This is a genomic window from Negativicoccus succinicivorans (assembly GCF_018372215.1).
Lineage (GTDB): Bacteria > Bacillota > Negativicutes > Veillonellales > Negativicoccaceae > Negativicoccus.
On sequence record NZ_JAHAJN010000003.1, the window covers coordinates 121,311 to 147,040 of the forward strand.

Here is a 25,730-nt window from a genome sequence, read left to right on the forward strand (position 1 = left end):
TGTTTTTTATTCTATTTATAACTTTGTACATTGCCGCATCGGTTGGCATCTACATTTGCCATAACGGCACGGCAAGCGCCCTCGCTGCAGCGATCGCCTCCGGCGTGACGGCGTCGAAATACACATGCAAAAGGCAGAGTCCCTGCGCCGGCGCGGTCATGCCGAGAAGGCGACGATCCTTGCTCTCCCCGATCGCGACAAGATCGGCCGGCGTTTTGCGGCCGCGTCCGCAATCGACAAGCGCCCCGACAATATTGCGCACCATTTTGTACAGGAAACCGTCGCCCGTCACGTAAATTTTCAGCAGGTCGCCCGCTTCCTCGAGATGAATATCGTAAATCGTACGCACCGGATTGCTCGGCACGGAATTATTGCCGCGATACGCCGTAAAATCATGCGTGCCGCATACTACTTGCGCCGCCGCGCGCATGGTCGCCACGTCAAGCGCGTACCCGAGCCGCCAGACGTAGCGATAACGAAACGGATCATCATCGCGGCCGCGTAAAATCTGGTAAAGATAGGTCTTGCCCGTATTTTGCCGACGCACGCTGTAATCTTCCGGCACTTCACGGCTTTTTCGCACGCGCACGGCCGGCGGTAAAAGCGCGTTCATCGCGGACGCGAACCGTTCGCCGGGAATCGTGCCGGTCGTATAAAACGTGCATTCCTGCGCCCACGCGTGCACGCCCGAATCGGTACGCGCCACGAAGTACAGCGTCGTTTTCTGTCCCAAGATGCGTTGCAGCACGTCTTCGATCACTTCCTGCACCGCCATGCCGTTCAGCTGTCGTTGAAAACCGACGAAGGGACTGCCGTCATACGCGACGGTGATGTGGATATTTCTCAGTGCAGCCATCGCAAAACCGCAAGCGCAAAAACGACCGCGACCGTAGCCGCAAACGCAACTATGTCCAGCTTTTCGTAATGTAATTCATGCAACCGCGTCCGATTTTCACCGCCGCGATAGCAGCGCGCTTCCATCGCGGTCGCGAGTTCATCCGCGCGCCGAAACGCACTCACAAACAGCGGCACCATCAGCGGCACCAACGCTTTGCCGCGGCGAATCAGGTTGCCGGATTCAAAATCGGCCCCGCGCGCTTTTTGCGCTTTCATGATGCGTTCGGTTTCCTGCAGCAATGTCGGGATAAACCGCAACGCGATCGTCATCATCATCGCCAATTCATGCGCCGGCACGCCGATGCCGCGGAACGGATTCAACAGCTGCTCAATGCCGTCGGTCAAAACGATCGGACTTGTGGTGTACGTGAGCAGCGCGGAAAAACTGATTAAATAGACCAGCCGCATCGTCATCATCGTGCCTTGCCGCAAGCCATCTTCCGTCACATGCAACCAACCCCATTGCCAAACGAGCGTGCCCGGAGTGGTGAAGACATGGATCACCATCGTGAAAACGATAATAATCCAAAGCGGTTTGACCGCCTTCCACACGAGGGATAACGGCAAATTCGAAAGCGCGATGCCCAGCAGTACAAATGCCGTCACCACGCCGTACGCGACCCAGGTATCGGCGAGAAAAATCCCGACGATGAAAATCATCGTGCAGAGAATCTTCGTGCGCGGATCGAGACTGTGCATGAATGATGTTGTCGGATAGTATTGTCCCAATGTAATATTGCCCAGCATCATTGTCTCCCCTGTCGCGCGCCGCGAGCCGCTTTGGGCCGCGGTGTTTTTCCAAGTGCCACCAAAATATTGGCCGTTGCTTCTTCCGGTTCAATCGCGCGTTCATCGACCGCGCAACCGCACTCATTGATGCGCGCTAAAAGTCTCGACACCGGAGGCGCTTCCACGCCCGCCGCGGCGAGTTCCGCGCTGTGGTTGATGAAAATATCCAACGGGTTGCCGTCGAGCATGATTTCCCCTTTGTTCAAGACAATCACGCGCGACGCCAAGCGGGAAATATCTTCCATATTATGAGACACCAAGATAACCGTAAAGCGCCGATCTTCATGCCACTCTTTCACGCGATCGAAAATCGCCTGCCGACCGATCGGATCCAAACCCGCCGACGGTTCATCCAAAACGAGGTAGCGCGGGTGCATCGCAATCACGCCCGCGATCGCCACGCGCCGTTGCTGACCGCCGGAAAGACGAAACGGTGAACGTTCCGCGAATTCATCATAAGGTAAACCTACAAAACGCATCGCCACGCGGACCCGTTCATCAATCTTCGCCGCGTCAAGCCCCAGGTTCGTCGGGCCGAACGCGATATCGGCGCGAATCGTTTCTTCAAAGAGCTGGTGCTCCGGATACTGAAATACCATGCCGACGCTGTGTCGCGCCTTGCGCGCCGCGGCATCCTTGCCGGCGAGGTTGACGCCGTCCACCGTGACCGTTCCCGATGTCGGCGACAGCAACCCGTTCAGATGTTGCACCAAGGTCGATTTTCCCGAGCCGGTATGGCCGATAATGCCGACGAATTCGCCTTCTTTAATTTCCAGATTAATATTGCGCAGGGCCTTCTTTTCATACGGAGTGCCGGCGCCGTAGGTATAATTCACCGCTTTGATTTGTATTGACATAGCGCCTCTCCCAATTCTTCATCCGTGATGATGTCTTCCCGCAAAGGCAGGCCCGCCGCGCGCAAATCGTGCGCCACTTCGGAGGCGACCGGAACATCGAGCCCGAGTTCCTTTAAGCGGTCCACATCGCTGAAAATTTCACGCGGCGTGCCGTCCATGACCAGTTCACCTTGGATCATGACGAGAATGCGATCCGCTTGCGCGGCCTCTTCCATAAAATGCGTAATGTACACGACGGTCATACCGCGTTTGTCATGCAAGGCCTGCACCGTTTGCATGACTTCTTCACGACCGCGCGGATCGAGCATCGCCGTCGGTTCGTCAAGAACGATGCATTCCGGTTGCATCGCCAACACGCCCGCGATCGCGACGCGCTGTTTTTGCCCACCCGAAAGCATATGCGGCGCATGCTTGCGATACGCCGTCATATCGACCGCCGCCAGAGCCGCATCGACACGCTCTTGCAATTGTTCCTGCGGCACGCCGAGATTTTCCGGGCCGAACGCCACATCTTCCTCGACGACAGCCGCGACAATTTGGTTGTCCGGATTTTGAAAAACCATGCCGACGCGGCTGCGAATATCCCAAACTCTCGCTTCATCGCGCACCGAGATGCCGTCCACCAAGACGTCCCCTTCCGTGGGCAGCAAAAGCGCATTCAAATGTTTGGCAAACGTCGACTTGCCGCTGCCGTTCGTACCGATGACAGCCACAAATTCGCCGCGTTTGATTTGCACGCTGACATCACGGATCGCGTACCCCGTGTTGCCCTCTTCATCGACATAGGCATGCGCCATATGATGAATATCAAACATTAACGGTTGTTCCATACCGTTCCTTTCCTTTAAAAACAAAATTATATCTTATCCATTTTACCACAATCAACATTAGAAGGTTGTAAAAGATAACAATTAAATAAAATATAAAAAAAGGAGGTCGTGACCTCCTTTTTTATTCTTCCGGTGAAATATCCGCTGAATCGTCTTCGGAAAGCAGCGGGAACTTGATGGTAAATGTCGTACCGGAACCGATTTCCGACGTAACTTCAATCGACGCGTGATGCATGTCGATGATGTCACGCGCGATCGCCAATCCCAAACCGGTGCCGCCTGTCGCTTTGGTTCGGGAGGAATCGACGCGATAGAAACGCGTGAAGATATTCGGTAAATCCGCTTCCGAAATGCCGACGCCTTCGTCCATGATCGCAACAATGTATTGTGCGGTCGTGACGGTTGCCGAAAGCATGATCCGTCGGCCTTCCGGCGTGTACTTCACCGCATTGTCGAGGAAAATGCGCAGCAATTGCTTGAAAAGCGCATCATCCGCCTCAATCAGCGCCGATTCATTCGCCGCTAAATACAGCTCGTGGTGCGGCCCCTGTCGATCCGCGATCTGCAGACCGTTCCACACTTCCCGCACAATCTCCGACGTTTCCAGCGGCCGCAAGCGAATATTGAGTTCGCCGGCGCTCGCGCGCGCGATAAAGAGCAAATGCTCAATCAGCTGCCGCATGTATTCCGTTTCCGCCTGAATCGCCGCCAGCGATTCCGAAAGCGTCTCGGGGTCCTGCGCCCCCCAGCGAATTAGCAGATCCGTATACCCGTTGATCACCGTAATCGGCGTACGCAACTCATGCGACGCGTCGCCGACGAACTGCCGCTGCTGCGCGACCCCGTGCTCGATACGATCGAGCGTGCGGTTAATCGTCACCGCCAATTCGTATTGCTCATCCCGCGATTCCGGCAACGGAATACGGTAGCCCATTTCATTGACTTCGATATGCTTCAGTGGTTCTTTCATCGCGCGCAGCGGGGCGAGCACTTTATTCGTCAGCACCACGCCCGCTAAAATCGTGACGCCCAAGCTGGCGAGTACCGTCACGAGAATCTGGCGGACCAAAAGCTCGATGAAAAAGCGCTCGCGTTGCGCGCTGCGGATAAACTGCAAGTAGTAGACCTTGCCGTCCGCTGATTCCCAGCGTTTGAGATAACGATAGGTCTGTTCATTTTCCGTATCAATAATCTCAAAGTGAGCGCCGGCGGGATCCGTTTCATTCAACTGATGCAGTTGCTCCGGCGTCAGCGACGGCCCGGGCTCGTAGCGGGTAATATTGTCAAGAATCGGCCGCCCTTTGGCGTTGTACACCACAAGATCAACATACGTCAGCACGTTTTGTCCCTGAAAAATACTCGCGTCCACCTGACCGTGATGATCCAGGTAAAAAACAGTTTGACGTGCGCTCATGCGCACGTCAAACTGAAGCTGTCGCATCAAGAGGTAATGAACGCTACCGATCGCAAGGAACGCGGTAAAAATCAGGATGAGAAACATCATCCCGCCGTACATAAACGTCAACTTGACAGACAACGATTGATTAAATTTTTGAAGTTTACGCAGCCATCCCTTAATCGCGGGCGACATAACCGATGCCCCGCACCGTATGGATGTATTTCTTGCCGACTACTTCATCCACCTTGCTGCGCAGATAACGGATATACACGTCGACGATATTGGTGTCGCCGACATAATCATAACCCCAAACATCTTCCAGAATGCGATCGCGTCCCAACACGATGTTTTTGTTTTTCGCAAGATACGTCAACAATTCGAATTCTTTTTTCGTCAAATTGATGATCGTCGTGCCGACCTGCACTTCATGCCGGTCCGGGAAAATATACAGATCTTTGATGTGGTACGAAGATTCGTTGAGTTTGTCGCCGCCGACCTTTTTGCGCAGCAGCGCGCGAATACGCGCCAAAAGTTCTTTGCTCGAAAACGGCTTGGTGAGATAATCATCCGCGCCGAGATCCAAACCTTTCACCTTGGAGTCGACATCGTCTTTCGCGGAAAGCACGAGAATCGGTATATTGCTCATCTCGCGCACGCGTTTGATAATCGAAAAACCGTCTTCCTCCGGCAACATTAAGTCCAGCAGAATCAAATCGAAGTGTCCCTGGCCGATATGGTCGATGACGGCGCCACCGGTAAAATCGAGCACGCATTCATAGCCGTCGTGTTCCAATTCCAGCTGTAAAAAGCGGGCGATTTTCTTTTCGTCTTCTACAATTAAAATTTTTCCGTTCATTTCGGTTCCTCCTAACAGGTTCCTACTCCGTTCCGAATAAGTAATAGCAATGATTCGATAATAGTCAGGGCATCTCCTGAGAAGTGCCGCTTCTGTGTTTACTATACCGAACCGCCGGCGATAATTCAATCGCATTTTTTAAAATTCGTTTGTTTATTAAAAAATATATGTTTACAATATTTTTATAAAAAAGCAGGGCGTAACCCTTTCATTCCTTATATTACGTGTCAAAAATAAGCGCCGCGGACTTTTTCCGGATTTATTTTCATCCCGCGAGGCAAATTGACCGGTGTATAATGAGCGTTTTTTCTCAGAAAAATATTCTTGACTTTTTATTTTATTTTACGATAAAAAATTTATTCACCGCAGCGGCCGCCCATATTTTACGCGCGCGTTTGCGTCCCACCACCGCGGCCGCTCTGCGTAACCGCGTTAGCAATAAAGCTTGCGCCGACGTTGCTTACCGTTTTCAGCCGTCGAAAACTCCGTTGGCGCACAATCTTGACTGCAGTCATTTTTTAACTTGGAAAAACGGCATTACTCGCTTCCCTTATATATTTATATAATATTATATATTTATATAATATTATACATTATTATCTGAATATAATTGCATTATTACGATCTTCATGTTATTATGCCTTTGGGCAGAAGGCAAGTGGAGAAAAAAGAGCATGTACATGCTCTTTTTTTCTGTCCCGATTTTTCCGAACGCCGCTTGCGGCGTTCGGAAAAATCGGGACAGAAAATGAAAAAGATTTCGCCTTTTTGTCTGCTATAATAATTCCGAAAGGAGGAGCGATGAGTACCACAACTTTGCATCAATATCTGCAACACTATTTCGGCTTCACATCATTTCGTCCGGCGCAGGCCGACATCGTGCAATCGCTCCTCGCGCGACGCGACACGCTCGCGATTTTACCGACCGGCGGCGGCAAGTCGCTTTGCTACCAATTGCCAGCGCTCGTGCAAAACGGGCTGACGCTTGTCATCTCGCCGTTAATCGCGCTGATGAAAGACCAGGTCGACGCCTTGGTCGCCAACGAAATTCCCGCGACGTATTTGAATTCCAGCTTGGACGATGAAACGTATCGGGAACGCATGCGCGCGCTTTTGCGCGGCGCGTATCGGCTACTCTATATCGCGCCGGAACGGCTGACCTCATCATCATTTCTCAATTTTCTCGGTAAACTCAATGTGACGATGTGCGTGGTCGATGAGGCCCATTGCATCAGCGAATGGGGCCACGATTTTCGACCGAGCTATCGCACCATCGCCGCCGCGTTGCAAACGTTGCCCGAGCGGCCGGTCATCGGCGCCTTTACGGCCACGGCGACACCACAGGTGCAACAGGACATCATGACGTTCCTGCAGTTAGAGAAGCCGGCGATTTTCGTGACCGGTTTTGACCGCCCCAATCTATATTTCGGCGTGGTGCGCGGCGCGAAGAAAAAAGATTACGTGCGCATGTATGTCGCGGCGCATCAAGGCGAGGCGGGCATTATTTATTGCGCGACACGCAAAGCCGTCGATGAAGTGTACCATGACCTCACCCGCGCCAATGTGCCCTGCGTTCGCTACCACGCCGGCTTAAGCGAGACGGTGCGCACGCGCGCGCAAAACGCGTTTGTGCGTGACAAAGCGTCCGTGATCGTGGCGACGAACGCGTTCGGCATGGGCATTGATAAACCCGATGTGCGCTACGTGCTCCATTACCAATTGCCGAAAAGCATCGAGGCGTATTACCAGGAAGCGGGTCGCGCCGGACGTGACGGCGCGCCGGCGGAATGCATTCTTTTGTACAGCGGTCAGGACGTGCGCACGCAACGATTTTTAATCGAACAAACGGAACAGGAAACCGGCGTTACCGATACCGCCGCCCGCGATCGTCTGGAGGAAATGGAAATGTATTGTCAGACGAACCGCTGCCTGCGCGCGCAGATTCTCCAACACTTCGGCGCGACCGACACCGCGCCTTGCGGTCATTGCAGTCAATGCGAAACCCCGACGGAAACCTGCGATGTGACGGGCGACGCGCGCACGGTTTTCAAAACCGTCGAAGAAATTAAAGAGCGCTACGGTATCGCGACCGTAGTTCGCATTTTACGCGGCGCGTTACAGGCCAAAGATCGCGCGCGCGAATTTGAATACTGCCGCTACTACGGCGCGCGCAGCGGAGAAAGCGAGCGTGATTTGCGCCGGGAAATCGAGCAGTATATCGCCGACGGTTATTTATATAAGCGCGGCGCCAAGTACCCGCTGCTGGCGCTGACCGTAAGCGGTGAAGAAGTATTACGCGGCACGCAGACGGTGACTATGCCGATCCCGCAAAGTCCGCGTCGACGCGGCGCAACGGCCCTGCCGAAAACGCACGCCGCGCCGCGTAAAGATCCGCTTTTCACCCGTCTCGCCGCGGCGCGCAAAACGCTGGCCGAAAAACGCAACGTCCCGCCCTACGTCATTTTCAGCGACGCGACGCTGCTCGAAATGTGCGAAAAACGGCCGCAAACGCTGAACGACATGGCGCAAGTCAGCGGCGTCGGTCCGTTTAAGCTGATTAACTACGCCCCCGTCTTTCTCGATCTTATTCAAAACCATCCGGAGGAATCCCTATGAGCCTTGCCGATCAGCAATACCTCAACATTGTCGAAGCCATTTTGAAAACCGGCGCACACGGCAACAACCGCACCGGCATGCCGGCCTATAAACTGCCGCACCAAATCATGCAATTTGATCTGGCGCGGGAATTTCCGATTCTCACGACAAAATTTGTCGCGTTCAAAACCGCCGTCAAAGAACTGCTCTGGATTTGGCAGAAGCAATCGAACGATGTGCGCGTTTTGCAGGATTGGAACTGCCACATTTGGGACGAATGGATGCAACCCGACGGCACGATCGGCAAAGCCTACGGCTACCAGTTAAAAAAATACGGTCAGGTCGACACGCTATTGCAAACGCTCCGCGAAGATCCGGAGAGCCGCCGCATGGTCGTGTCGCTTTGGAACGTGGAAGACTTGCCGGAAATGGCGTTATACCCCTGCGCGTTCCTCACCATGTGGGACGTCGCCGACGGCCGCCTGAATTGCATGCTCGTGCAACGGTCGGGCGACATGGGACTCGGCGTGCCGTTCAACCTCACGCAGTACGCTGTACTCGTGCACTTGATCGCGCGGCACGCGGGCTTGCAGCCGGGCTTGTTCACGCATGTCATCAACAACGCGCATATTTACGATAATCACGTCGACGCGCTCACCTCGCAACTCGCGCGCCGTGATCAGGCGCTGGCGGCGCCGCGGCTGGTCCTCAACCCCGACGTGCAAAATTTCTATGAGTTTACGCCGGACGATATTTATTTGGAAAATTATGAGCATCTCGGCAAATTGGCCATGGAGGTGTCCGTCTAATGTTGCACATCATCGTCGCGGTCGCGAAAAATCAGGCGATCGGCAAAGACAATCAACTGCTTTGGCACTTACGCGATGATTTGAAACGCTTTCAAAAAATAACGACCGGACACCCGATCATCATGGGCCGTAAAACCTTTGAAAGTCTGCCGGGCATGCTGCCGGGCCGCGCGCACTGGGTGCTCACCCGCGACCGCGACTGGGCCGCGGCGCACCCCGAGGTCCGATGTTTCGCGAGCGTCGACGAAGTGCTGCAGGCGCTTCAGCAAGACGAGGATTACTTCGTCATCGGCGGCGGCGAAATTTATCGCGCCTTTTTCCCGCACGCGGAGCAACTGCACATCACCGAAGTGGACAGCGAACCGGAGGCGGATACGTATTTCCCCGTCATTGACGAAACCGCCTGGGAAAAAATACGTGTCGAAGAAGGCGAAGTAAATGCCAAAAATCCGTTGGCGCATCGTTTCGTGACCTACATGCGCCGCGCATGAAAAAAGACCGCAACGCGGTCTTTTTTGTTTGTTTTTTTATGTAACAAGCTATAAAGTCAAAACGGCTTTCGCTAAATAGCGGGCAAAATATTCACGATCCGTATCGCTTACCAAAAGCAGCACGCCCGCCAACTGATTATCGCGGCGCACGAAGTAACATTGCGCATAGTACGGCAGCACCCAGCCGCCGTCAATCTCCGGCGCCAGCCGCGCGCCCACACGGTACATCACTTCATGCGCTTGCGTGACCGGCACGAGCGAATCGATCTCGCGGATGCGCACATAAAGGGGCGGCTGGTTTTGCATTTCGTTCGCGCCGCGTAACTGCGGATTGTCTTTCACCATACTCTCCCAGTGCGCGGCGATTTGCTGATTTAATTTCGTTTCCAAACCATAGAGCATACCATTAAAATGCGCCAATGCAGCGCGCTCGTTATCCCCCAATGGCGAACGGAAAAACGGCTCGAACTCAGCGGGGTCGTCCATCGGCACGGCAAAGCCAACCAGCCACGCCGTCGCCAATCCTTCCGGTCGCTCTGCCTGCAACTGGTAAACGGACCAATCTTCCGTTGGCGTCAAACTTTCAGCCGCCGCCATTGGCTCCTGCGCAAACGACCCTTTCTGCGAATCCATGAAGCCGTCCGTAAGGGACGCCGCCGTGATCGTATCCGGCCATTGCAATGTGCCCATCGGCGGCACCGCGATGGGCGTCGCCGCGTACGCGGCTGTCGTTAGCGCGAGCAAGCCGCTGAGCAGCCATGCCACTTTACGCATCGCGATCGCCTCCTATTCCCACATATCGGTTCCAAATTCGCGCGAAATACGCGTACTCCGTATCCGCCGTAATCAGCCACGTGCAATGAATATTGTCCGCCGTCTTGCGCACATCGGAAAATACGGCGATCGGCCAAACGACTCCACCCGTATCGATGACGAAGCGCATATGTTGCCCGTAGTAAACGCCGCCCTGCCCGTCACGATAACGAATCAGCGGCTGGTACGAACGCAGTGTCAATGTCGGCACGAGCGCCGCCGCCTCGGCGTTTGCCGCGACAAGCGAAGCCTTCGCCCGATCCAATTGCGCCTGCATCGCTTCTTTCGTGCGCGGTTGCGTCAAGAAATATTCCGGCAACTCCCGCGCGTCGGTATTTTCAAACGCGGTGGCCCAAAACTCGCCCGCGCGATTTCCTTTCGCGGCTTGGTTCTGCGCCATGAGATCCAACGGCACCTGCGCCGTCACCACGTACGCCACATGCACGCCGCGATGATCCTCCGCCTGCCACTGCGTCAACATCAGCGAATCCATTACCGCTTTGACGATACGCGGCGTAACTTCGTCCTGGCCTATTCCTCCACTGGCCGCGGCGGCAGATGAAAGCGCCGACGCGTACGCCATTTTGAATACGTCGCTTTGCCACAGTTGCTTACCCCAATAGCCGTCCGTCACGGCATACGTTTTCACCGGCGCCGGCGCGTCCTTCGGCAACGCCGCCTGCGCGCAGCCGTTGCCCAACAGCGCCAGCGCCAAGCTCACGCTCCAGAATATCCGATGCATGCCCGCTCCTCCTTTATCGCGATACGATTTGATGTAATTTCGTTTTGCAAGACGATCAACGCCTGCATCATATCGGTCTCTTAGCGTTTTCATCATACTCTATCGCTTTTCACATCGCAAATATAATACATGCAATAAGAAAAGCAAAAGACAAAAACGAACCGCTTACCTCTTGGTGGATGTGCCCTTTATTCGCGCGTTAAAGAATGTCCCTTGACACCTTTCAACAATCCGTGTATAGTAACGGTACTAGAGGTGACCGGCTCAACTAGGTGGTTTAAAACCCACTTTTGAGCGGTCGCCTCTTTTCTTGTTGCCCGATTATGTTTTATTTACCCGTTTTCTTGCTTTTATCCTTACTGTCGCCGTCAATGATGGTATACGCGATAGCCCAGCCGTCTTCTCGCGGGAACAATTGCGCAGTAATGGTCACGACCGCTTCCGCCGGCGGCACGCCCGGTTTCGTAATCACCCGCTCACGGTAGCGCGCGCTTTGCCCCCAATACGGCTGGCCGTTTGCCAAGCGGCGCGTCAGCGGCGTATACGCCGTGATTTTCGCATCGGCGATCGGCGCGAAATCGGCGCGCATTTGCAATATTTTTCCTTCGGTTCGGACCTGCATGAGCGCGGCGGCGAAAAGATCCTCCGTCAACCGTTCATTAAGGCGCTGCACCACGCGGTCCAGTTGTTTCTGCACGTCGTCGCGACTTGGCGCGAGCCTTGCGAGCACCTGCTTCGCGGATGCGCTCGGCGCCGGTCCCAAGCCGTCGCGCAAAGCCTGCGCGGACCGTTTTCCCAACGCCCGCTGAAATTCTGCGGTCGTCATGCGCATCACAAATACATCCGCCACGTTGCCGTCGGCGAATGTCGCTTGAAGCACCTCGGCGTTTTGCCAAAAGGTTTCGCGTTGCGCCGTCGTCATATATTGCTGCGGCGGCAACAAGCCGCTGTCGGCATATTCCGCCAGCGCGCGGGCCAATTCTTTACCCGCGTCGGGTCCCCGCCAAGCCGATTGAAAGTAGGTCGCTTTCATGTCCTGTTTACGCGTTACGACTTGCGGTCGTTGGGCTTGCCAAGCGGCTTGCCAGACGGTCTGCGCCGTCGCGTTTTCGCTCGCGTTCGCAACCGCCGCCGGTTCCATCACGACGACAGGCGCCGCCGCGTAACTCGCGTTGGTCGTGACCGCCAAGGCCGCGAGTAATGCCGCGGTAAGATATGTCAAATGCTTTGCCATGCATTGCCTCCTTTTCTCTTCATTATACAGAATTTTACCATTCCGCGAACGAAAAAAGCGTTGCCGCGCGGCAACGCTTTTTTCAATGCAGGCTATCGACCTGTTCGTGAATCAATTTCTCTTTCAATTGTTGCAATTTCGGAGAACGGTTAATTTCAAGTATTTCGGGATTGTCCAGGCGCGTGTATTCCGGCCAAAGCTGCTTGAATTGCGCTTCGGCATACGTCTTGATTGCAGCGAGGCTCGGCAGTTCGTACACGAGTTCGCCGCCTTGCATGATCGGCTCCAGCATGCGACGCACGTCGAACGAATTCGCCGCCAATTTTTTGCGCCGCCACGGATATTCGTACGTGATCAGTTCGTAATCTTCCGCCGGAGAAATGTCTTCATCCGCCAACGCCAACACATCGGTGATCAATTTCCCGTTGTCGCGATGGGAAATGCGGAATACTTCTTTACGACCCGGGTCCGTCATTTTTTCCGGCTGATCCGAGAACTTCATTTTCGGAATCAATACGCCGTTTTCTTCCTGTCCCGCCAATTTATAAATGCCGCCCAACGCCGAGGTACCGTCCGCGGTAATAATCTTGGTGCCGATGCCCCAGGAGTTAATCGCCGCCCCCTGCTGTTTCAAACTTAACACGGTGCGTTCATCAATGTCGTTTGATGCCGTAATGCCGGCCGTGGTAAATCCCGCCGCATCGAGCATTTCACGCGCCTTGCGGGAGAGGTAGGCGATGTCGCCGCTATCCAGACGGATACCGTATTTCTCCGGCAAACGATTCGCTTCCTGCAATTCCCTAAAGACGGTGATGGCGTTCGGCACGCCCGACTCGAGCGTGTTGTACGTATCGGCGAGCAGCGTCGCGTTATCGTACTGCCGCGCGTATTCGCGGAACGCGGTGAGTTCGTCGGGAAAGCTCATGATCCAGCTATGCGCCATCGTGCCGACCGCCGACAAACCGAAACGCCGCGCCGCTTCGACGTTGCTCGTCGCGTTGAAGCCGCCGACAATCGACGCGCGCGCGCCATAATGGCCGGCGGATTCTCCCTGCGCCCGACGCAAACCGAATTCCATCAAAAAATCATCGCCCGCCACCGAACGCACGCGGCGCGCTTTGGTCGCGATCAATGATTCGTGATTCATGATCATCGTCAGACCCGTTTCGAGCAAGAACGCTTGCGCTTTGGGGGCTTCCATTCGCAGCAGCACTTCGCCTGGGAACGCAATCGTGCCTTCGATCATCGCGTAAATGTCTCCCGTAAAACGAAAATCGGCGAGCCATTGTAAAAAGCCCTCGTCAAAAGTATGCAACGAGAGTAAGTACGCGATTTCGCTTTCGCCGTACCGGAAATTTCGAATGAAATCGACCAAGTGTTCCAGACCCGCGACGACGGTATACCCGCCACCGAACGGATTGTTGCGATATGTGCGGTCAAATACGCAGGGCACATCATGCGCGCCGATGCGCCAAAGTCCCTGCGCCATTGTCAATTGATAAAAATCCGTGACCAAGCCTGTATTCATCATATCCCCTCCACATGTTTCACTTATTATAACCGTCTGCGCACGGTTTCACAAAACGCAAGTAAAAAAAATCCCCTTATGCAAGGGGATTTTTTTTGCTCGTTTTATTTCAAAAGATCGTTGACGTCTTTGCATTCTTTGTTGAGCGCTTCCGCTACGCCTTTGAACGTAACGTATCCGTCCAACGTGTTCAAACCGTTCGCCAGACCCTTGTCGTCTTTGAGCGCCTGTTTCCAACCTTTGTTGGCAATCGCGATCGCATACGGCAGCGTCGCGTTCGTCAACGCGTAGGTCGAGGTGTTGGCTACCGCGCCCGGCATGTTGGCCACCGAGTAGTGAACTACGCCGTACTTCATGCGGATCGGATCATCGTGCGTGGTCGGACCGTCAACCGATTGCACCGCGCCGCCCTGGTCGATCGCCACGTCGACGATGACCGAACCCGGACTCATTTCTTTGACCATTTCCGTGGTGATGAGCTGCGGTGTTTTCGCGCCCGGAATCAATACCGAACCGATCACGACGTCCGCTTCTTTGACGGATTGCGCAATGTTGAGCGGGTTCGACGCGAGTGTATGCACGCGAGCGCCGAAGATGTCATCCAACTGACGCAGACGGTCGAGGTTGTTATCAATAACGGTGACGATCGCGCCCATGCCGACCGCCATTTTCGCCGCGTTCGTACCTACCGTGCCGCCACCGACGATGGTGACTTTGGCCGGTTGTACGCCGGCAACGCCGCCCATTAATTTACCTTTGCCGCCGTTGATTTTTTCGAGGAAATGCGCCGCTACCTGGATCGACATGCGACCCGCGACTTCACTCATCGGCTGCAAGAGCGGCAAGCTGCGGCCGTCACGACCGAGAACCGTTTCATACGCGATGCTGATGACTTTATGTTTCAACAGCGCTTCGGTCAATGCCGGTTCCGCCGCCAAGTGCAGGTACGTGTACAAGATCTGACCTTCGTGGAAGAGATCGTATTCTTCCGCGATCGGTTCTTTAACTTTAATGATCATTTCGGAATCGTCGAACATTTTCTTTTTATCCGCGACGATTTTAGCGCCGACCGCTTCGTATTCACTGTCTTCAATGAACGAACCGAGACCGGCTCCCTTTTCGACGAATACTTCATGTCCCGCTTCTACTAACGCGTGTGCGCCGGCCGGGGTAAGACCTACACGAAATTCGTTATTTTTGATTTCTTTTGCTACACCAATACGCATGTTGTAACCTCCTAATGAAATAGAGTATGCTATTAACAAAATTATTATAGCACTATTTTGCGCGCGTAAACAACATGACAATACTATTTTTCAAGTATTTTCTAAATTCGCATGCGATGCGAGACATATAATAAAAATGCATACCATAAAAACAGCGTACTCTATTTTATCCAAACAAAAAGCCGCCGCGGCGGCTTTTTGCAGATGTTGATTTCAGATGTTTATTTCGGATGTACCATCTCGGCGGGTACGACGATCTCATCGTACTCGGCGGCGGTGACATAACCGAGGTCGAGCGCGGCGCTCTTGAGGTCGGTGCCTTCATGATGCGCTTTTTTGGCGATCTCCGCAGCTTTTTCATAACCGATTTTCGGCGCGAGCGCCGTGACGAGCATGAGCGAGTTCTGCACGTTTTGCGCGATGCGTTCGCGATCCGGTTCCAAACCTTCCGCGCAATGGATAGCGAACGAATGCAACGCCTCGCCCAGCAGACGCACGGATTCGAGATACGCGTCGACAAGCACCGGTTTATACACGTTCAACTCAAACTGACCATGCGCCGCCGCCATCGCGATCGTAGCGCTGTTGCCGTGAACGCGGCAGGCCACCATCGTGAGCGCTTCGCATTGCGTCGGATTCACTTTGCCCGGCATGATCGAAGAGCCCGGTTCATTTTCCGGAATCGTGATTTCCGCCAACCCCGCGCGCGGTCCGCATGCCGCCAGCCGTACGTCGTTGGCGATTTTAAACGCGTTCATCGCGAGCGCTTCCAAGGCGCCGTGGCTGTACACGAATTGATCGTGAGCGGTCAGCGCGTGAAATTTATTGGCGGACGAAATGAAATCATAGCCCGTCGCGCGCGCGATTTCTTTCGCCACGCCTTCCGCGAACCCCTCCGGCGCATTGAGTCCCGTGCCGACGGCGGTACCGCCCAACGCGAGGGGGTAGAGATGCGTTTCGCTTTCCTTGATCATTTTTTCCGCAGCTTCCAGCATCGCCGCCCAACCGGAAATTTCCTGGCCCAATGTCAAGGGCGTCGCGTCCTGCAAATGCGTGCGACCGATTTTGACGATGTCCATGAATTCCGCGCTCTTTTGCTCTAAAATGCGACGCAGTTCCGCCAGCGCCGGATACAATTTTTCATGCAACGCCACGACCGCGGCGATATGCATCGCGGTCGGGAACGTGTCGTTCGAGGACTGCGAACTGTTCACGTCATCATTCGGATGAATCCGCAACGAATTGCCCTCAGCGGCCAATTTTTCATTGGCGATATGCGCGATCACTTCGTTCACATTCATATTGGATTGCGTGCCGGAGCCCGTCTGGTACACGACCAGCGGAAATTCATCAGGCCATTGACCCGCTAAAATTTCATCGCACACGGTTTCGATAACGTCCGCTTTCTTCGCGTCCAATTTGCCGAGATCCGCGTTCACTTTCGCCGCGCATTTTTTCAATACCGCAAATGCCCGAATAATTTCCTGCGGCATCCGCTGACCGATTTTGAAATTTTCAAACGAACGCTCGGTTTGCGCGCCCCATTTCCGTTCCGCGGGAACCCGCACTTCGCCCATGGTGTCATGCTCTACTCGATAAGTCACGCCTTTCCCTCCCCTTGGCCATGCGGCGCCGACGCGTTCCGTCATCTGCGTAACAACGGGTCGGACTCGCATGATCTTCACCACCAAAATTTTGATTTGGCTTAATTGTACGCAGAAAGTATTTTTTTCGCAAATTTTTCAGAAATATAAAAACCGCTTGATATTTTATTGTCGTGTATGCGCTTTTGTGATAAGATGAATTCGATTTATACATATGCATTTACCAGGGAGACGAGCGTATGATGACAGAACACTTTTTATCCGATCTTCTCATGTATTGGTCCCAATTCGTTGATTCCGTCAACGAGGTACTGTGGGGCTCCGTTCTCATGTACGGCTTAGTGGCCGTGGGATTATTTTTTACGCTGTATCTCGGCGCGCCGCAATTTATCCGTTTCGGGCCGGCGGTGCGTCAGGTCTTCGGTAAGTTGTATAAATATCAACATACCGATCGCGACGGAAAATCGATCTCCTCGTTCCAAGCGCTGGCCGTCGCGATTTCCGCGCAAGTCGGCACCGGTAACGTCGCGGGCGTAGCGACCGCCATCATGGCGGGCGGTCCCGGCGCCATTTTCTGGATGTGGCTGTCGGCGCTCTTGGGCATGAGCACCATTTTCGCCGAAGCGGTTTTGGCGCAAAAGTATCGCGTGGAAGTCGCCGGCAAATTTATCGGCGGTCCGGCATTTTACATCTCGCGCGGCCTGCAAAGCTACATCGGCCGAACGAACGCCAAAATATTCGCCGGCATCTTCGCGGTCATTGTTGTTATCTCCGTCGGCTTTATCGGCAGCATGGTGCAGTCCAACTCGATTGCCACCGCCGTGAACAACGCGTTCGGTATTTCGCCGCTCGTGTGCGGCGTGCTCATCGCTCTGTTCGCGGGCGCGATTTTCATCGGCGGCATTCATCGGATCGCGCGTTTCGCGCAACTAATCGTACCGATAATGGCCGCAGCGTACATCCTCTGCGCGGTCGTCATCCTATTCCTGTTTGCCGAGCATATTCTGCCGATGATTCAACACATCTTCATCGGCGCGTTTAATCCGCAGGCATTGGGCGGCGGTTTACTCGGCGTCACCATGAAAGAAGCCGTTCGCTTCGGTGTCGCCCGCGGCCTCTTTTCGAACGAAGCCGGCATGGGCACGACGCCGCACGCGCACGCGACGGCGCTGGTCGCTCACCCGGTGCTGCAAGGCTTCACCGCATACATCGGCGTCTTCGTGGACACCATCCTGGTGTGCACCTCGACCGCGTTAATTATTTTGCTTACGGGCGCTGATCAGCTCGGTTTAGACGGCGCGATGGTCACGCAAGAAGCATTTCACATCGCGTTCGGCGCCATCGGACCGAAAATCATCGCGATCTGCCTCACATTCTTCGCCTTTACGACCGTCATCGGCTGGTATTATTTCGGCGAATCGAACGTCCGCTATTTATTTAAATCAAACGCCGTTCTTTACACGTATCGGGCGCTGGTCCTGGTTTTCATCGTGCTCGGCACGCTCGGCACGGTCGACCTGATCTGGAGCATGATTGACATGTTCAACGGCATTATGGTCCTTCCGAACTTAATCGCCCTCATCATCATGCACAAAGAAGTCAAAGGCATCTTGCGCGATTACGATAAAAAACGCCAGGACGGCATCCCTCTCTACGATTATGACAGCGTCGCATAAAAAAACGCCCCGTACGGGGCGTTTTTATTATGTCTTTTGGGGCAAGCAGTATGTTACTTTTCCGTTCATAAATTAATCCACATATTCATCCGCGCCGCGATTGAGCCAAGCGTAGACGAGTCCGATCAGCAGTCCGCCGCCGATATAGTTTCCTAGGTAGGCCAGTCCCCACTGTCGCAAAATATTGCCGAAGGTAAATCCCGCGGTCGTGGCGGGCGAAAAGTGCAGCAGCGCGAACGAACCGAAGTTGGCGACGACGTGTTCAAACCCCAGGTACACGAACATGACGATAGCCGACATGACGGTCGCCATGCGTGACGCCTGGTTCTCAATCAATAGCCATGACAGAATGGCGATATTGACAAGGAGATTGGCCAAGGTTCCCGCGAAGATGATTTCCATGCCGGATTTCGCGAGTTTTCCTTCGACCATGGTCGCCGCCATGCCCATCGCGTCGTACCCTTGCAGCGCCGACGTGTAGGAAGCGAGCCACGCGACAAAATACGCGCCGACAATGTTTCCCACGGTACACAAAATGACCATTTTAAGCGCCTTGCGAGGCGCGATCCATTGACGATAGAGTCCTGCGGTTAAGTACATCATATTGGAGGTGATAAGCTCTCCGTTTAGAAACAAAATATAAATCAGTCCCCAACAAAAAACAAAGGGGAAAACAAATCTTCCCAAGGTGGGATGGAGCGTATTCAACACATCGCCCATGGCAAAACCCGCCAAGGAAGTCAACGTTAAAAATCCCCCGGCAAACGCGGATCGAACCAGGTACCTGGCCGGACTCTTATCGATAAGGGCCGCTTTTTTCCCGCAAGCTCCGGCGACATTTTCATTGAATTGACTGACGCGCATTGTATCCCCCCTTTACTGTTGCACTCTATTGTACTGGAGTATGGCAAAAATATATAGGGTTATTTTTATTTTGGCAAATTTTATTTTCGCGTACCGAGCGCGCAAAAAAGACTTTGCAAAAAGCTGACTCGCATCTGCGATGCATTGGTTCAAACATATTTTTCCTGTGAAGGGCAAAGTTGAATCGCATGACGTAAACAAGGCGCGGGAGGATGAAAAATACTGTCGATAACTATTTGGCAAAATAAATTATTTTCTCCTTGCCATTTTTTTATGATCGTGATACACTTAATCCAATTTATTTGTATTTTTAACAAGGTCAATTGTTTTTATGGGGGAGAATATTTATGGCTGAACTTTTGGGACTGTGGTCCCAATTCGTGGCATCCGTCAATGAAATTTTGTGGGGTTCCGTACTGATGTACGCGTTGGTCGGCGTCGGTCTGTTTTTTACCGTGTATCTCGGCGCGCCGCAGTTCCGTCGTTTCGGTCCGGCCGTGCGGCAGGTATTCGGTCGCTTGTATAAAGAGCAGCATACCGATCGCGACGGTCGTACTATCTCCTCTTTCCAAGCGCTGGCGGTGGCTATTTCCGCCCAGGTCGGCACGGGCAACGTCGCCGGTGTCGCGACCGCGATTATGGCGGGCGGTCCGGGCGCGATTTTTTGGATGTGGCTGTCCGCGCTGTTCGGCATGGGCACGATCTTTGCCGAAGCGATTTTGGCGCAAAAGTATCGCGTGGAAGTGGCGGGTAAATTTATCGGCGGACCCGCGTTTTACATCTCGCGCGGTTTGGCGCCTGTCATCGGCAAAGGCTGGGCGAAATTTCTCGCCGGCTTCTTCGCCGTTTCGATTATCATCGCGCTAGGCTTTATCGGCATCATGGTGCAGTCCAATTCGATCGCGGGCGCCGTCAACAACGCTTTCGGTCTGGACCCGCTGATGATCGGCGTCGTGATCGCGGTCTTCGCAGGCTTAATCTTCATCGGCGGCATTCATCGGATCGCGCATTTCGCGCAGCTCATCGTACCGCTGATGGCGGTGATTTACATTTTGTGCGCGCTGGTGATTCTGTTCCTCTATGCGGGAGAAATCTTGCCGATGCTTAAGCATATCGTTGTGGGCGCATTCAACCCGCAGGCGCTTGGCGGCGGTCTCTTGGGCGTCACGATGAAAGAAGCGATTCGCTTCGGCGTCGCCCGCGGCCTCTTTTCGAACGAAGCCGGCATGGGCTCTACGCCGCACGCGCACGCGACCGCGCTCGTCGCGCATCCGGTGTTGCAAGGCTTTACCGCGTTCATCGGCGTCTTTGTCGACACCATGCTGATCTGCACTTCGACCGCGCTGATTATTCTTTTAACCGGCGCGGATCAACTCGGCCTCAACGGCGCGCTCGTCACGCAGGAAGCATTTCACACCGCCTTCGGTGAAGTCGGTCCGATGATCATCGCGACTTGCCTCACGTTCTTCGCCTTCACTACGGTCATCGGCTGGTACTACTTCGGCGAGTCGAATATCCGCTTCCTTTTCCGCTCGCCCGCGGCTCTGAATGTTTATCGCGTGCTCGTGCTCGCCTTTATCGTGCTCGGCACACTGGGCAAGGTCGAACTCGTTTGGGATATGAGTGATATGTTCAACGGCATCATGGTGCTCCCGAACTTGATCGCGCTGATTCTCTTGCATAAGGAAATCAAAGCCGTGTTGCGCGATTATGATGAAAAACGCCAAGACGGTCTGCCGCTGTACGATTACGACAATGTGTAAACTTTCTGTATACCAAAAAAGCACTCCGCGGAGTGCTTTTTTATTGCGTATTTTATTCTACACGGCAACCCAAAACGGATTCCATTTGAGAAAGCGCAAAGGCGTGCGCCTCCGCGTCAAAGCTTGCGACCAAATGGCTCGGCACGCGCACCTCATAGCCGAAGTTACGCGCGTCAGCGGCGGTGAAAAAGACGCAGATATTGGTGCAGACGCCGCTCAACGTGAGTTCGGTCACGCCGCGTTCCCGCAGGCAAAGATCCAAACTCGTGCCGAAAAAGCCGCTGTAACGACGTTTCGGTAAGACGATATCGTCGGCCTGCGGCGCGAGCTCCGCGATGATTTCCGCGCCCGGCGTACCCGCCACGCAATGCGGCGGAAACATTTGAAACTCCGGATCATCTTCCCGGTGATTGTCGCACAAATAAATGACGGGAGTGCCCGCTTTACGTGCCGCCGCGATTTCCGCTCGCAACGCCGGCACAATCGCCTGTCCCGCCGGCCCGCAAGTCAATTTTCCGTCCGGCGCGATAAAATCTTCGAGCATATCAATCACAATCAGTGCTTTCCCCATCTCTTAACGCGCCTCTGCCGGTTCATTCAGCTGCGATGTGCAGTGCGGGCAACGAGTCGCGGAAATCGCAATCTTCGTTTTGCAGAACGGACATTCTTTTTCCGTTTCTTCGACCGCTTCCGGTTTTTTGAATTTCATCAACGCGCGCAAAACCAGGAAAATGACTGCCGCGATAATCAGAAAATCAATGCAGTTATTGATAAAAAGGCCGTACTTGATCACCGGCGCGCCGGCGGCTTCCGCGTCCGCGAGCGATGCGTAATGGGTCTTCGACAAGCTCATATACAGGCCCTTGAAGTCGACGCCGGCCAAAAGCACTCCGATCGGCGGCATCACAATGTCGTTGACGAACGAACTGACGATTTTACCGAATGCGCCGCCGATAATGATACCGACGGCCATGTCGATAACATTGCCGCGCATGATAAACGCTTTAAAATCATTCCACATAGTAGCTCCCCCTTTGAAGTGAACGAAAAAGGTTCATTTGTTCTCATTGTAGAATACCGATGAAATATTTTCAATCAAATTTTATAAATATTCTAAAAACGCGCCGTAACCGATCAGCGCCAGCCATGCCAGCGCGCCGATCACCGCGCCGACGTACGCTCCGTTGATGCGTATCTTCGCCAATTCATCGGCCACTTTAGTGAAAATAAAATGATTCAGCATCTTCTCGTCGTAAACGCTGAGCACCTGTTCCGCCACCTCGCCGAGACGGCCGTGTTCGCGCGCCAGCCATTCCGCGAAATACCCGCGCAGCGCTCGATCGAGTCGGGCTCGCTGCTCCGCGTCGGCAAAGAAACGGTCGATGCCGTGCAAAACCGCATCCGCCACCACTTGTGAAAAGCGTGATCCGTACGCGCTCGGCGTGAGATATTTTTCGGCGAAATCGTCCCCGATGACTTCCCACCACTTCTCGAGTGGCAGCAGCGCCGCCGCCTGGCGCTGCCACAACAGTAAATCGTTCGCGTGCGCCGGCGTTTGCCATTCGGTTTGCCACTGCGACCAATAGCGCAAGACTGCTTGCGGTATGGTGTCTTGTTTTCTCAATTTCTCCTGCAGTAATGTCTGCAAGGTTTGCGCCAGCGCGTCGTAATCGACCATGCCCGTCGCTTCGCCGACGATGCGCACCCACTTCGTCACGCCCTCTGTTTCTGCGCGCGCCAGCCGACGCAATTCGCCGGCCAGCCGCACGGTAAAAGCGGGTGTCGCAACGGCCTGCAACAGACGCTTGCGCAAGGGTTGCCAAACCACATTTTCGGCGTCCTCTTGCGATACTTCCGCGAGCGCCGTGGCGGCCATCGGCACCGTCCCGAGCACCTGCCGCGTCCAGGCGGCCAGCGTGCGCGCCCACTCCTCCGGTTGCGGCTGCGGCAAACGCTGCTCGACTTGCCGTCGCGCGCACTCCCAAAAGGCGCGGCGATGTTCCGGATCGCGCCACCACTGCGCGAGATAGTCAGTCGGTTGCCATTGATTGAGTTCTGATTCCCAAAGTTCACGACGCAGCAATTTTTCTTCCAGCAATTGCCGCAAGCCGCGAATTAATTTTTCCCGCTGCCGCGGGATCAGCGCCGTGTGAAACGGTATGCCGAGCGGTTTCGTGAAAAGCGCCATGACCGCGAACCAATCGGCGACGCTGCCAATCAGCGCCGCTTGCGCGATATAGTAAAGCCATTCGCTCCACCATTGCCGCGTCCAGGCGAATAAGGCAAACGCCGCGGCGAAAAAGAGGACGCTCCCCCACAAAAAACGTTGGGCCAGTTGCCATGTACGCATCAGAAACCGCCTCCCAACATCGCGTGCCCGAGCACATAAAAAACCGCTCCCAACACGCCGCCGATCAACGTGCCGTTGAGGCGGATCATCTGCAAATCGTCACTGACTTTGGCTTCGATCAAGTCGGAGAGTTCGCGCGCGCTGTACGGCGCTAACGCCGCCTGCGCCCATGTTCCGAAATACGGCTGCACCAGCGGCAACATTTTGGCAAGCGTCACAAAGAGCAGTCGTTCCAACTTACGAATCCGCACCGGATCCTGCCGCGCCGCGGTGAGCCAGCGCACCGCCAATGTCGCGAGCGTCTGCGCAAACGCGTGACGACGCTTCGGCGTAACGATCAGATCAAATAAAACCTGACTGTCCATCGGTATGTTTGTCGCCAAAAGCGGCGCGACCGCGTCCGTGATTTGCCGACGCAAACGCCGATCGTTTTGCAGGCGCGCGACCGCCATCGTCACCATGTCGTCAAACGCCGCGCCGATCATCGTCGTCGGCCGCGCCAAATCCGCCGCGGCGCGGGCCAGTCGCTCCTGTAAAAAGACGCCGACCGTGCTCGGCGTTTCCCCCTGCGTGCGCAGCGCTTCCCGCCAAAGTTTCGCGCGTACGGGATGTTCCGCCGCCAAAAGCGTCATGAATTGCTTGTATTGCGCAGTCAAAAATTCCGCCGTCGACGCCGCGTTAACGCGGGACTGCAGCCATTGCGCCAATCGTTCGCGACCGCTTGCATTGTCTTCTTTTTGCCAGAGCAATAACGCTTCCGCCGCGACATCCGCCGGCCATTGCGCGGTCAAAATCCGCAAGCGCTGCGGCTCCCATTCATACTGCAAGAGATCCGTCGAAAGGCCGTCGGGAAGGGTTTCAAAAAGCGTTGTAAGCGCCCGAACAAAGCGTTCCGTATCGCGTTCCCAAAGAGTGATCAGGTACGGCAACGGAGAATGCGTTTTCAACGCCCGATAGAGATGACGCGGTGTCAACAATTCATCTTTAACCATCGTGCCCGCCATCGTCATGATTTTTTCCCGACTGCGCGGCAACCACTCTGTTTGCCACGGAATCCCCAGAGGACGACGAAAAAGAGCGGTCACGGCGTACCAATCCGCCAGACCGCCCACCAATGCCGCCAGTGCCGTATGCACGCCAAAACCGCCCCAAAACGTAAACCGCGCGGGGTAGCAGGAAAGCACGATGACAGCGCACAACAGAAGCACGCCCGTCGCCATCCTTCGACGCGTCATCAGCGACTCCTGCCGCCGCCCGCCATCGACCAAATAAAGAGCGCGATAAAGGCGAGGTTGGCCATCATGCTCGACATCCAGCCGAGCGCCGCCAAAATATTAATCACCGTCAAGCCGAAAATAAACAGCATGCCCGCCCGCATATCCACGCGCGGATCGCGCCGCAAAATAAAATAACTCGCGATAAAAATACCCACATTGACCCCGATCGCCACGACCAGCGTCGGGTACATATGAATAATGAAACTTCCGGCCAGCATGACGACCAGAATATATAACCAACTGTTTGTCATCTTACACTCCTTTACGCACATCGCCGTCGTTAAGACCCGTCCAGACCGCGACATCGGCGAAACGCCAGGAAAAATACAGCGACGGCTGCCACGGCGCGCCGTTGCGATGGATCGGCACCAATAAACGCGCCGGCGTCTGCTTTTGCAAATATTCAATAACGCCCCATTCCTGCGCCGGACCTTGGCGATCATCCACCGGAAAGAAAACGATATCCGCGCCATGTTCGACCGCGGGCGCAAGTTCCCGGAAGAAAAGCGCGCGCATGTCCCGATTCGCCGCGTCCGTATCGCCGGTCCAGTGCCACCAGTTCAAATCGCCCGCGTGAAACACGCTCAACTCCGACCAACTCACATGGTACGACGCGCCCGCGTCCGTCGAGCCGTACACGCGGATCGTCATATCAGAAAGCGTCAGCGTATCGCCCGCGCTGACATACTCCGTCTTGGCCGCGGGATACGCCGCATCGCGGCAATCTTTTTCCAGCACGAAACGGGCCGCGCGTTCGCCGTATTCTTTCCCGTAGCGCGGCGCGAAATGATCGCCGTGCGCATGCGTGACAAAAAAATACAAGGTTTTTTTCGTCCGGGCCAACCTTTCCAAATGCCTTGCGGGATCCTGCCAGGGATCAAACACCAACACGCGATCGTCCGTTTCCAGCGCGACGCCGCTGTGGGCCAATAAATAAATATTCATTCCATTCTCCATAGTGGACCGCCAAGCGTTTTCGCGGATGCGGAAAAGCGCAGCGCCGCGTAAATTCACGATCCGCCGACAATATCACTTTATTTTTCTATTTATTATAACACAGCAACCTCATCGCACTTTCCATCTGTCGCACACAACAGGTGATAAATAAAATATATTGTGATAGAATAAGA

Annotated in this window: 24 protein-coding genes; 5 read left to right on the forward strand and 19 right to left on the reverse strand. The window is 54.5% G+C overall.

All coding sequences use genetic code 11. The annotated features are described in order from the left end of the window. Positions 1–49: 49 nt before the first annotated feature. The 6 genes from truA to KIB08_RS02875 form a co-directional block, all read right to left on the reverse strand. Complete coding sequence (gene truA / locus KIB08_RS02850) at positions 50–856, reverse strand: tRNA pseudouridine(38-40) synthase TruA (protein ID WP_303989345.1); 807 nt, start codon at positions 854–856, stop codon at positions 50–52. Further along, entirely contained in the window at positions 844–1,644 is an 801-nt protein-coding gene (locus KIB08_RS02855; protein WP_303989435.1) for an energy-coupling factor transporter transmembrane component T family protein, read from the reverse strand. The genes truA and KIB08_RS02855 overlap by 13 nt, the downstream gene beginning before the upstream one ends. Next, the gene (locus KIB08_RS02860; protein ID WP_303989348.1) at positions 1,644–2,543 is read right to left on the reverse strand and encodes an energy-coupling factor transporter ATPase; all 900 of its coding nucleotides are present in this window, start codon (positions 2,541–2,543) and stop codon (positions 1,644–1,646) included. Before KIB08_RS02860 ends, KIB08_RS02855 begins: the two co-directional genes overlap by 1 nt. Continuing rightward, positions 2,519–3,373, reverse strand: a complete 855-nt coding sequence (locus KIB08_RS02865) for an energy-coupling factor transporter ATPase (RefSeq protein ID WP_303989351.1) — start codon at positions 3,371–3,373, stop codon at positions 2,519–2,521. The genes KIB08_RS02860 and KIB08_RS02865 overlap by 25 nt, the downstream gene beginning before the upstream one ends. Before the next feature lie 121 nt (positions 3,374–3,494). After that, the gene (locus KIB08_RS02870; protein ID WP_303989354.1) at positions 3,495–4,964 is read right to left on the reverse strand and encodes a sensor histidine kinase; all 1,470 of its coding nucleotides are present in this window, start codon (positions 4,962–4,964) and stop codon (positions 3,495–3,497) included. Beyond that, positions 4,948–5,628 (reverse strand): response regulator transcription factor, encoded by a 681-nt coding sequence (locus KIB08_RS02875; protein WP_303989355.1) that lies wholly within the window; start codon positions 5,626–5,628, stop codon positions 4,948–4,950. The genes KIB08_RS02870 and KIB08_RS02875 overlap by 17 nt, the downstream gene beginning before the upstream one ends. Positions 5,629–6,429: 801 nt before the next feature. Here KIB08_RS02875 and recQ point away from each other — a divergent pair. Genes recQ through KIB08_RS02890 form a run of 3 tightly spaced genes read left to right on the forward strand, consistent with a single transcriptional unit; the run spans position 6,430 to position 9,523 of the window. Continuing rightward, on the forward strand, positions 6,430–8,244 hold the full coding sequence (gene recQ, locus KIB08_RS02880) for a DNA helicase RecQ (RefSeq protein WP_303989357.1): 1,815 nt from the start codon (positions 6,430–6,432) through the stop codon (positions 8,242–8,244). Beyond that, on the forward strand, positions 8,241–9,032 hold the full coding sequence (locus tag KIB08_RS02885; protein WP_303989359.1) for a thymidylate synthase: 792 nt from the start codon (positions 8,241–8,243) through the stop codon (positions 9,030–9,032). Before recQ ends, KIB08_RS02885 begins: the two co-directional genes overlap by 4 nt. Continuing rightward, complete coding sequence (locus tag KIB08_RS02890) at positions 9,032–9,523, forward strand: dihydrofolate reductase (protein ID WP_303989361.1); 492 nt, start codon at positions 9,032–9,034, stop codon at positions 9,521–9,523. The genes KIB08_RS02885 and KIB08_RS02890 overlap by 1 nt, the downstream gene beginning before the upstream one ends. A 48-nt stretch (positions 9,524–9,571) precedes the next feature. Here the strand turns inward: KIB08_RS02890 and KIB08_RS02895 are convergent, their stop codons facing one another. The 6 genes from KIB08_RS02895 to fumC form a co-directional block, all read right to left on the reverse strand. Beyond that, complete coding sequence (locus KIB08_RS02895) at positions 9,572–10,297, reverse strand: hypothetical protein (protein WP_303989362.1); 726 nt, start codon at positions 10,295–10,297, stop codon at positions 9,572–9,574. Continuing rightward, positions 10,290–11,078 carry a hypothetical protein gene (locus tag KIB08_RS02900; protein ID WP_303989364.1) on the reverse strand — a complete coding sequence of 263 codons (789 nt, stop codon included), beginning with the start codon at positions 11,076–11,078 and terminating at the stop codon, positions 10,290–10,292. Before KIB08_RS02900 ends, KIB08_RS02895 begins: the two co-directional genes overlap by 8 nt. Positions 11,079–11,406: 328 nt before the next feature. After that, positions 11,407–12,312 (reverse strand): hypothetical protein, encoded by a 906-nt coding sequence (locus KIB08_RS02905; protein WP_303989366.1) that lies wholly within the window; start codon positions 12,310–12,312, stop codon positions 11,407–11,409. Positions 12,313–12,394: 82 nt separating this feature from the next. After that, positions 12,395–13,843 carry a nicotinate phosphoribosyltransferase gene (locus KIB08_RS02910; RefSeq protein ID WP_303989368.1) on the reverse strand — a complete coding sequence of 483 codons (1,449 nt, stop codon included), beginning with the start codon at positions 13,841–13,843 and terminating at the stop codon, positions 12,395–12,397. A 101-nt stretch (positions 13,844–13,944) separates the two neighbouring features. Further along, positions 13,945–15,066, reverse strand: a complete 1,122-nt coding sequence (ald, locus tag KIB08_RS02915; RefSeq protein ID WP_303989370.1) for an alanine dehydrogenase — start codon at positions 15,064–15,066, stop codon at positions 13,945–13,947. Between the two features lie 221 nt (positions 15,067–15,287). Beyond that, positions 15,288–16,670, reverse strand: coding sequence for a class II fumarate hydratase (fumC, locus tag KIB08_RS02920; RefSeq protein WP_303989372.1), 1,383 nt, complete (start codon positions 16,668–16,670; stop codon positions 15,288–15,290). Positions 16,671–16,909: 239 nt separating this feature from the next. Here fumC and KIB08_RS02925 point away from each other — a divergent pair, with 239 nt between their 5' ends. Continuing rightward, positions 16,910–18,346: an alanine/glycine:cation symporter family protein gene (locus tag KIB08_RS02925; protein ID WP_303989374.1), complete on the forward strand. Its 1,437-nt coding sequence runs from the start codon at positions 16,910–16,912 to the stop codon at positions 18,344–18,346. 72 nt (positions 18,347–18,418) lie between these two features. On the opposite strand, the gene KIB08_RS02930 is transcribed toward KIB08_RS02925, so the two are convergent. Beyond that, positions 18,419–19,210, reverse strand: coding sequence for a formate/nitrite transporter family protein (locus tag KIB08_RS02930; RefSeq protein WP_303989376.1), 792 nt, complete (start codon positions 19,208–19,210; stop codon positions 18,419–18,421). 347 nt (positions 19,211–19,557) lie between these two features. On the opposite strand from KIB08_RS02930, the gene KIB08_RS02935 reads away from it, so the two are divergent. Then, positions 19,558–20,973, forward strand: a complete 1,416-nt coding sequence (locus tag KIB08_RS02935; RefSeq protein ID WP_303989378.1) for an alanine/glycine:cation symporter family protein — start codon at positions 19,558–19,560, stop codon at positions 20,971–20,973. Between the two features lie 52 nt (positions 20,974–21,025). On the opposite strand, the gene KIB08_RS02940 is transcribed toward KIB08_RS02935, so the two are convergent. The 6 genes from KIB08_RS02940 to KIB08_RS02965 form a co-directional block, all read right to left on the reverse strand. Next, a complete protein-coding gene (locus KIB08_RS02940; RefSeq protein WP_303989380.1) occupies positions 21,026–21,544 on the reverse strand; it encodes a cysteine hydrolase family protein in 519 nt (172 codons plus the stop codon). Between the two features lie 3 nt (positions 21,545–21,547). Further along, positions 21,548–21,994, reverse strand: coding sequence for a large-conductance mechanosensitive channel protein MscL (mscL, locus tag KIB08_RS02945; RefSeq protein ID WP_303989382.1), 447 nt, complete (start codon positions 21,992–21,994; stop codon positions 21,548–21,550). Between the two features lie 81 nt (positions 21,995–22,075). Then, a complete protein-coding gene (locus KIB08_RS02950) occupies positions 22,076–23,323 on the reverse strand; it encodes a DUF445 family protein (protein ID WP_303989384.1) in 1,248 nt (415 codons plus the stop codon). Beyond that, positions 23,323–24,558 carry a DUF445 family protein gene (locus KIB08_RS02955; protein WP_303989385.1) on the reverse strand — a complete coding sequence of 412 codons (1,236 nt, stop codon included), beginning with the start codon at positions 24,556–24,558 and terminating at the stop codon, positions 23,323–23,325. Before KIB08_RS02955 ends, KIB08_RS02950 begins: the two co-directional genes overlap by 1 nt. Continuing rightward, positions 24,558–24,851 (reverse strand): hypothetical protein, encoded by a 294-nt coding sequence (locus KIB08_RS02960; protein WP_075939360.1) that lies wholly within the window; start codon positions 24,849–24,851, stop codon positions 24,558–24,560. Before KIB08_RS02960 ends, KIB08_RS02955 begins: the two co-directional genes overlap by 1 nt. A 1-nt stretch (position 24,852) precedes the next feature. Then, a complete protein-coding gene (locus KIB08_RS02965) occupies positions 24,853–25,545 on the reverse strand; it encodes an MBL fold metallo-hydrolase (RefSeq protein ID WP_303989387.1) in 693 nt (230 codons plus the stop codon). Positions 25,546–25,730 lie beyond the last annotated feature (185 nt).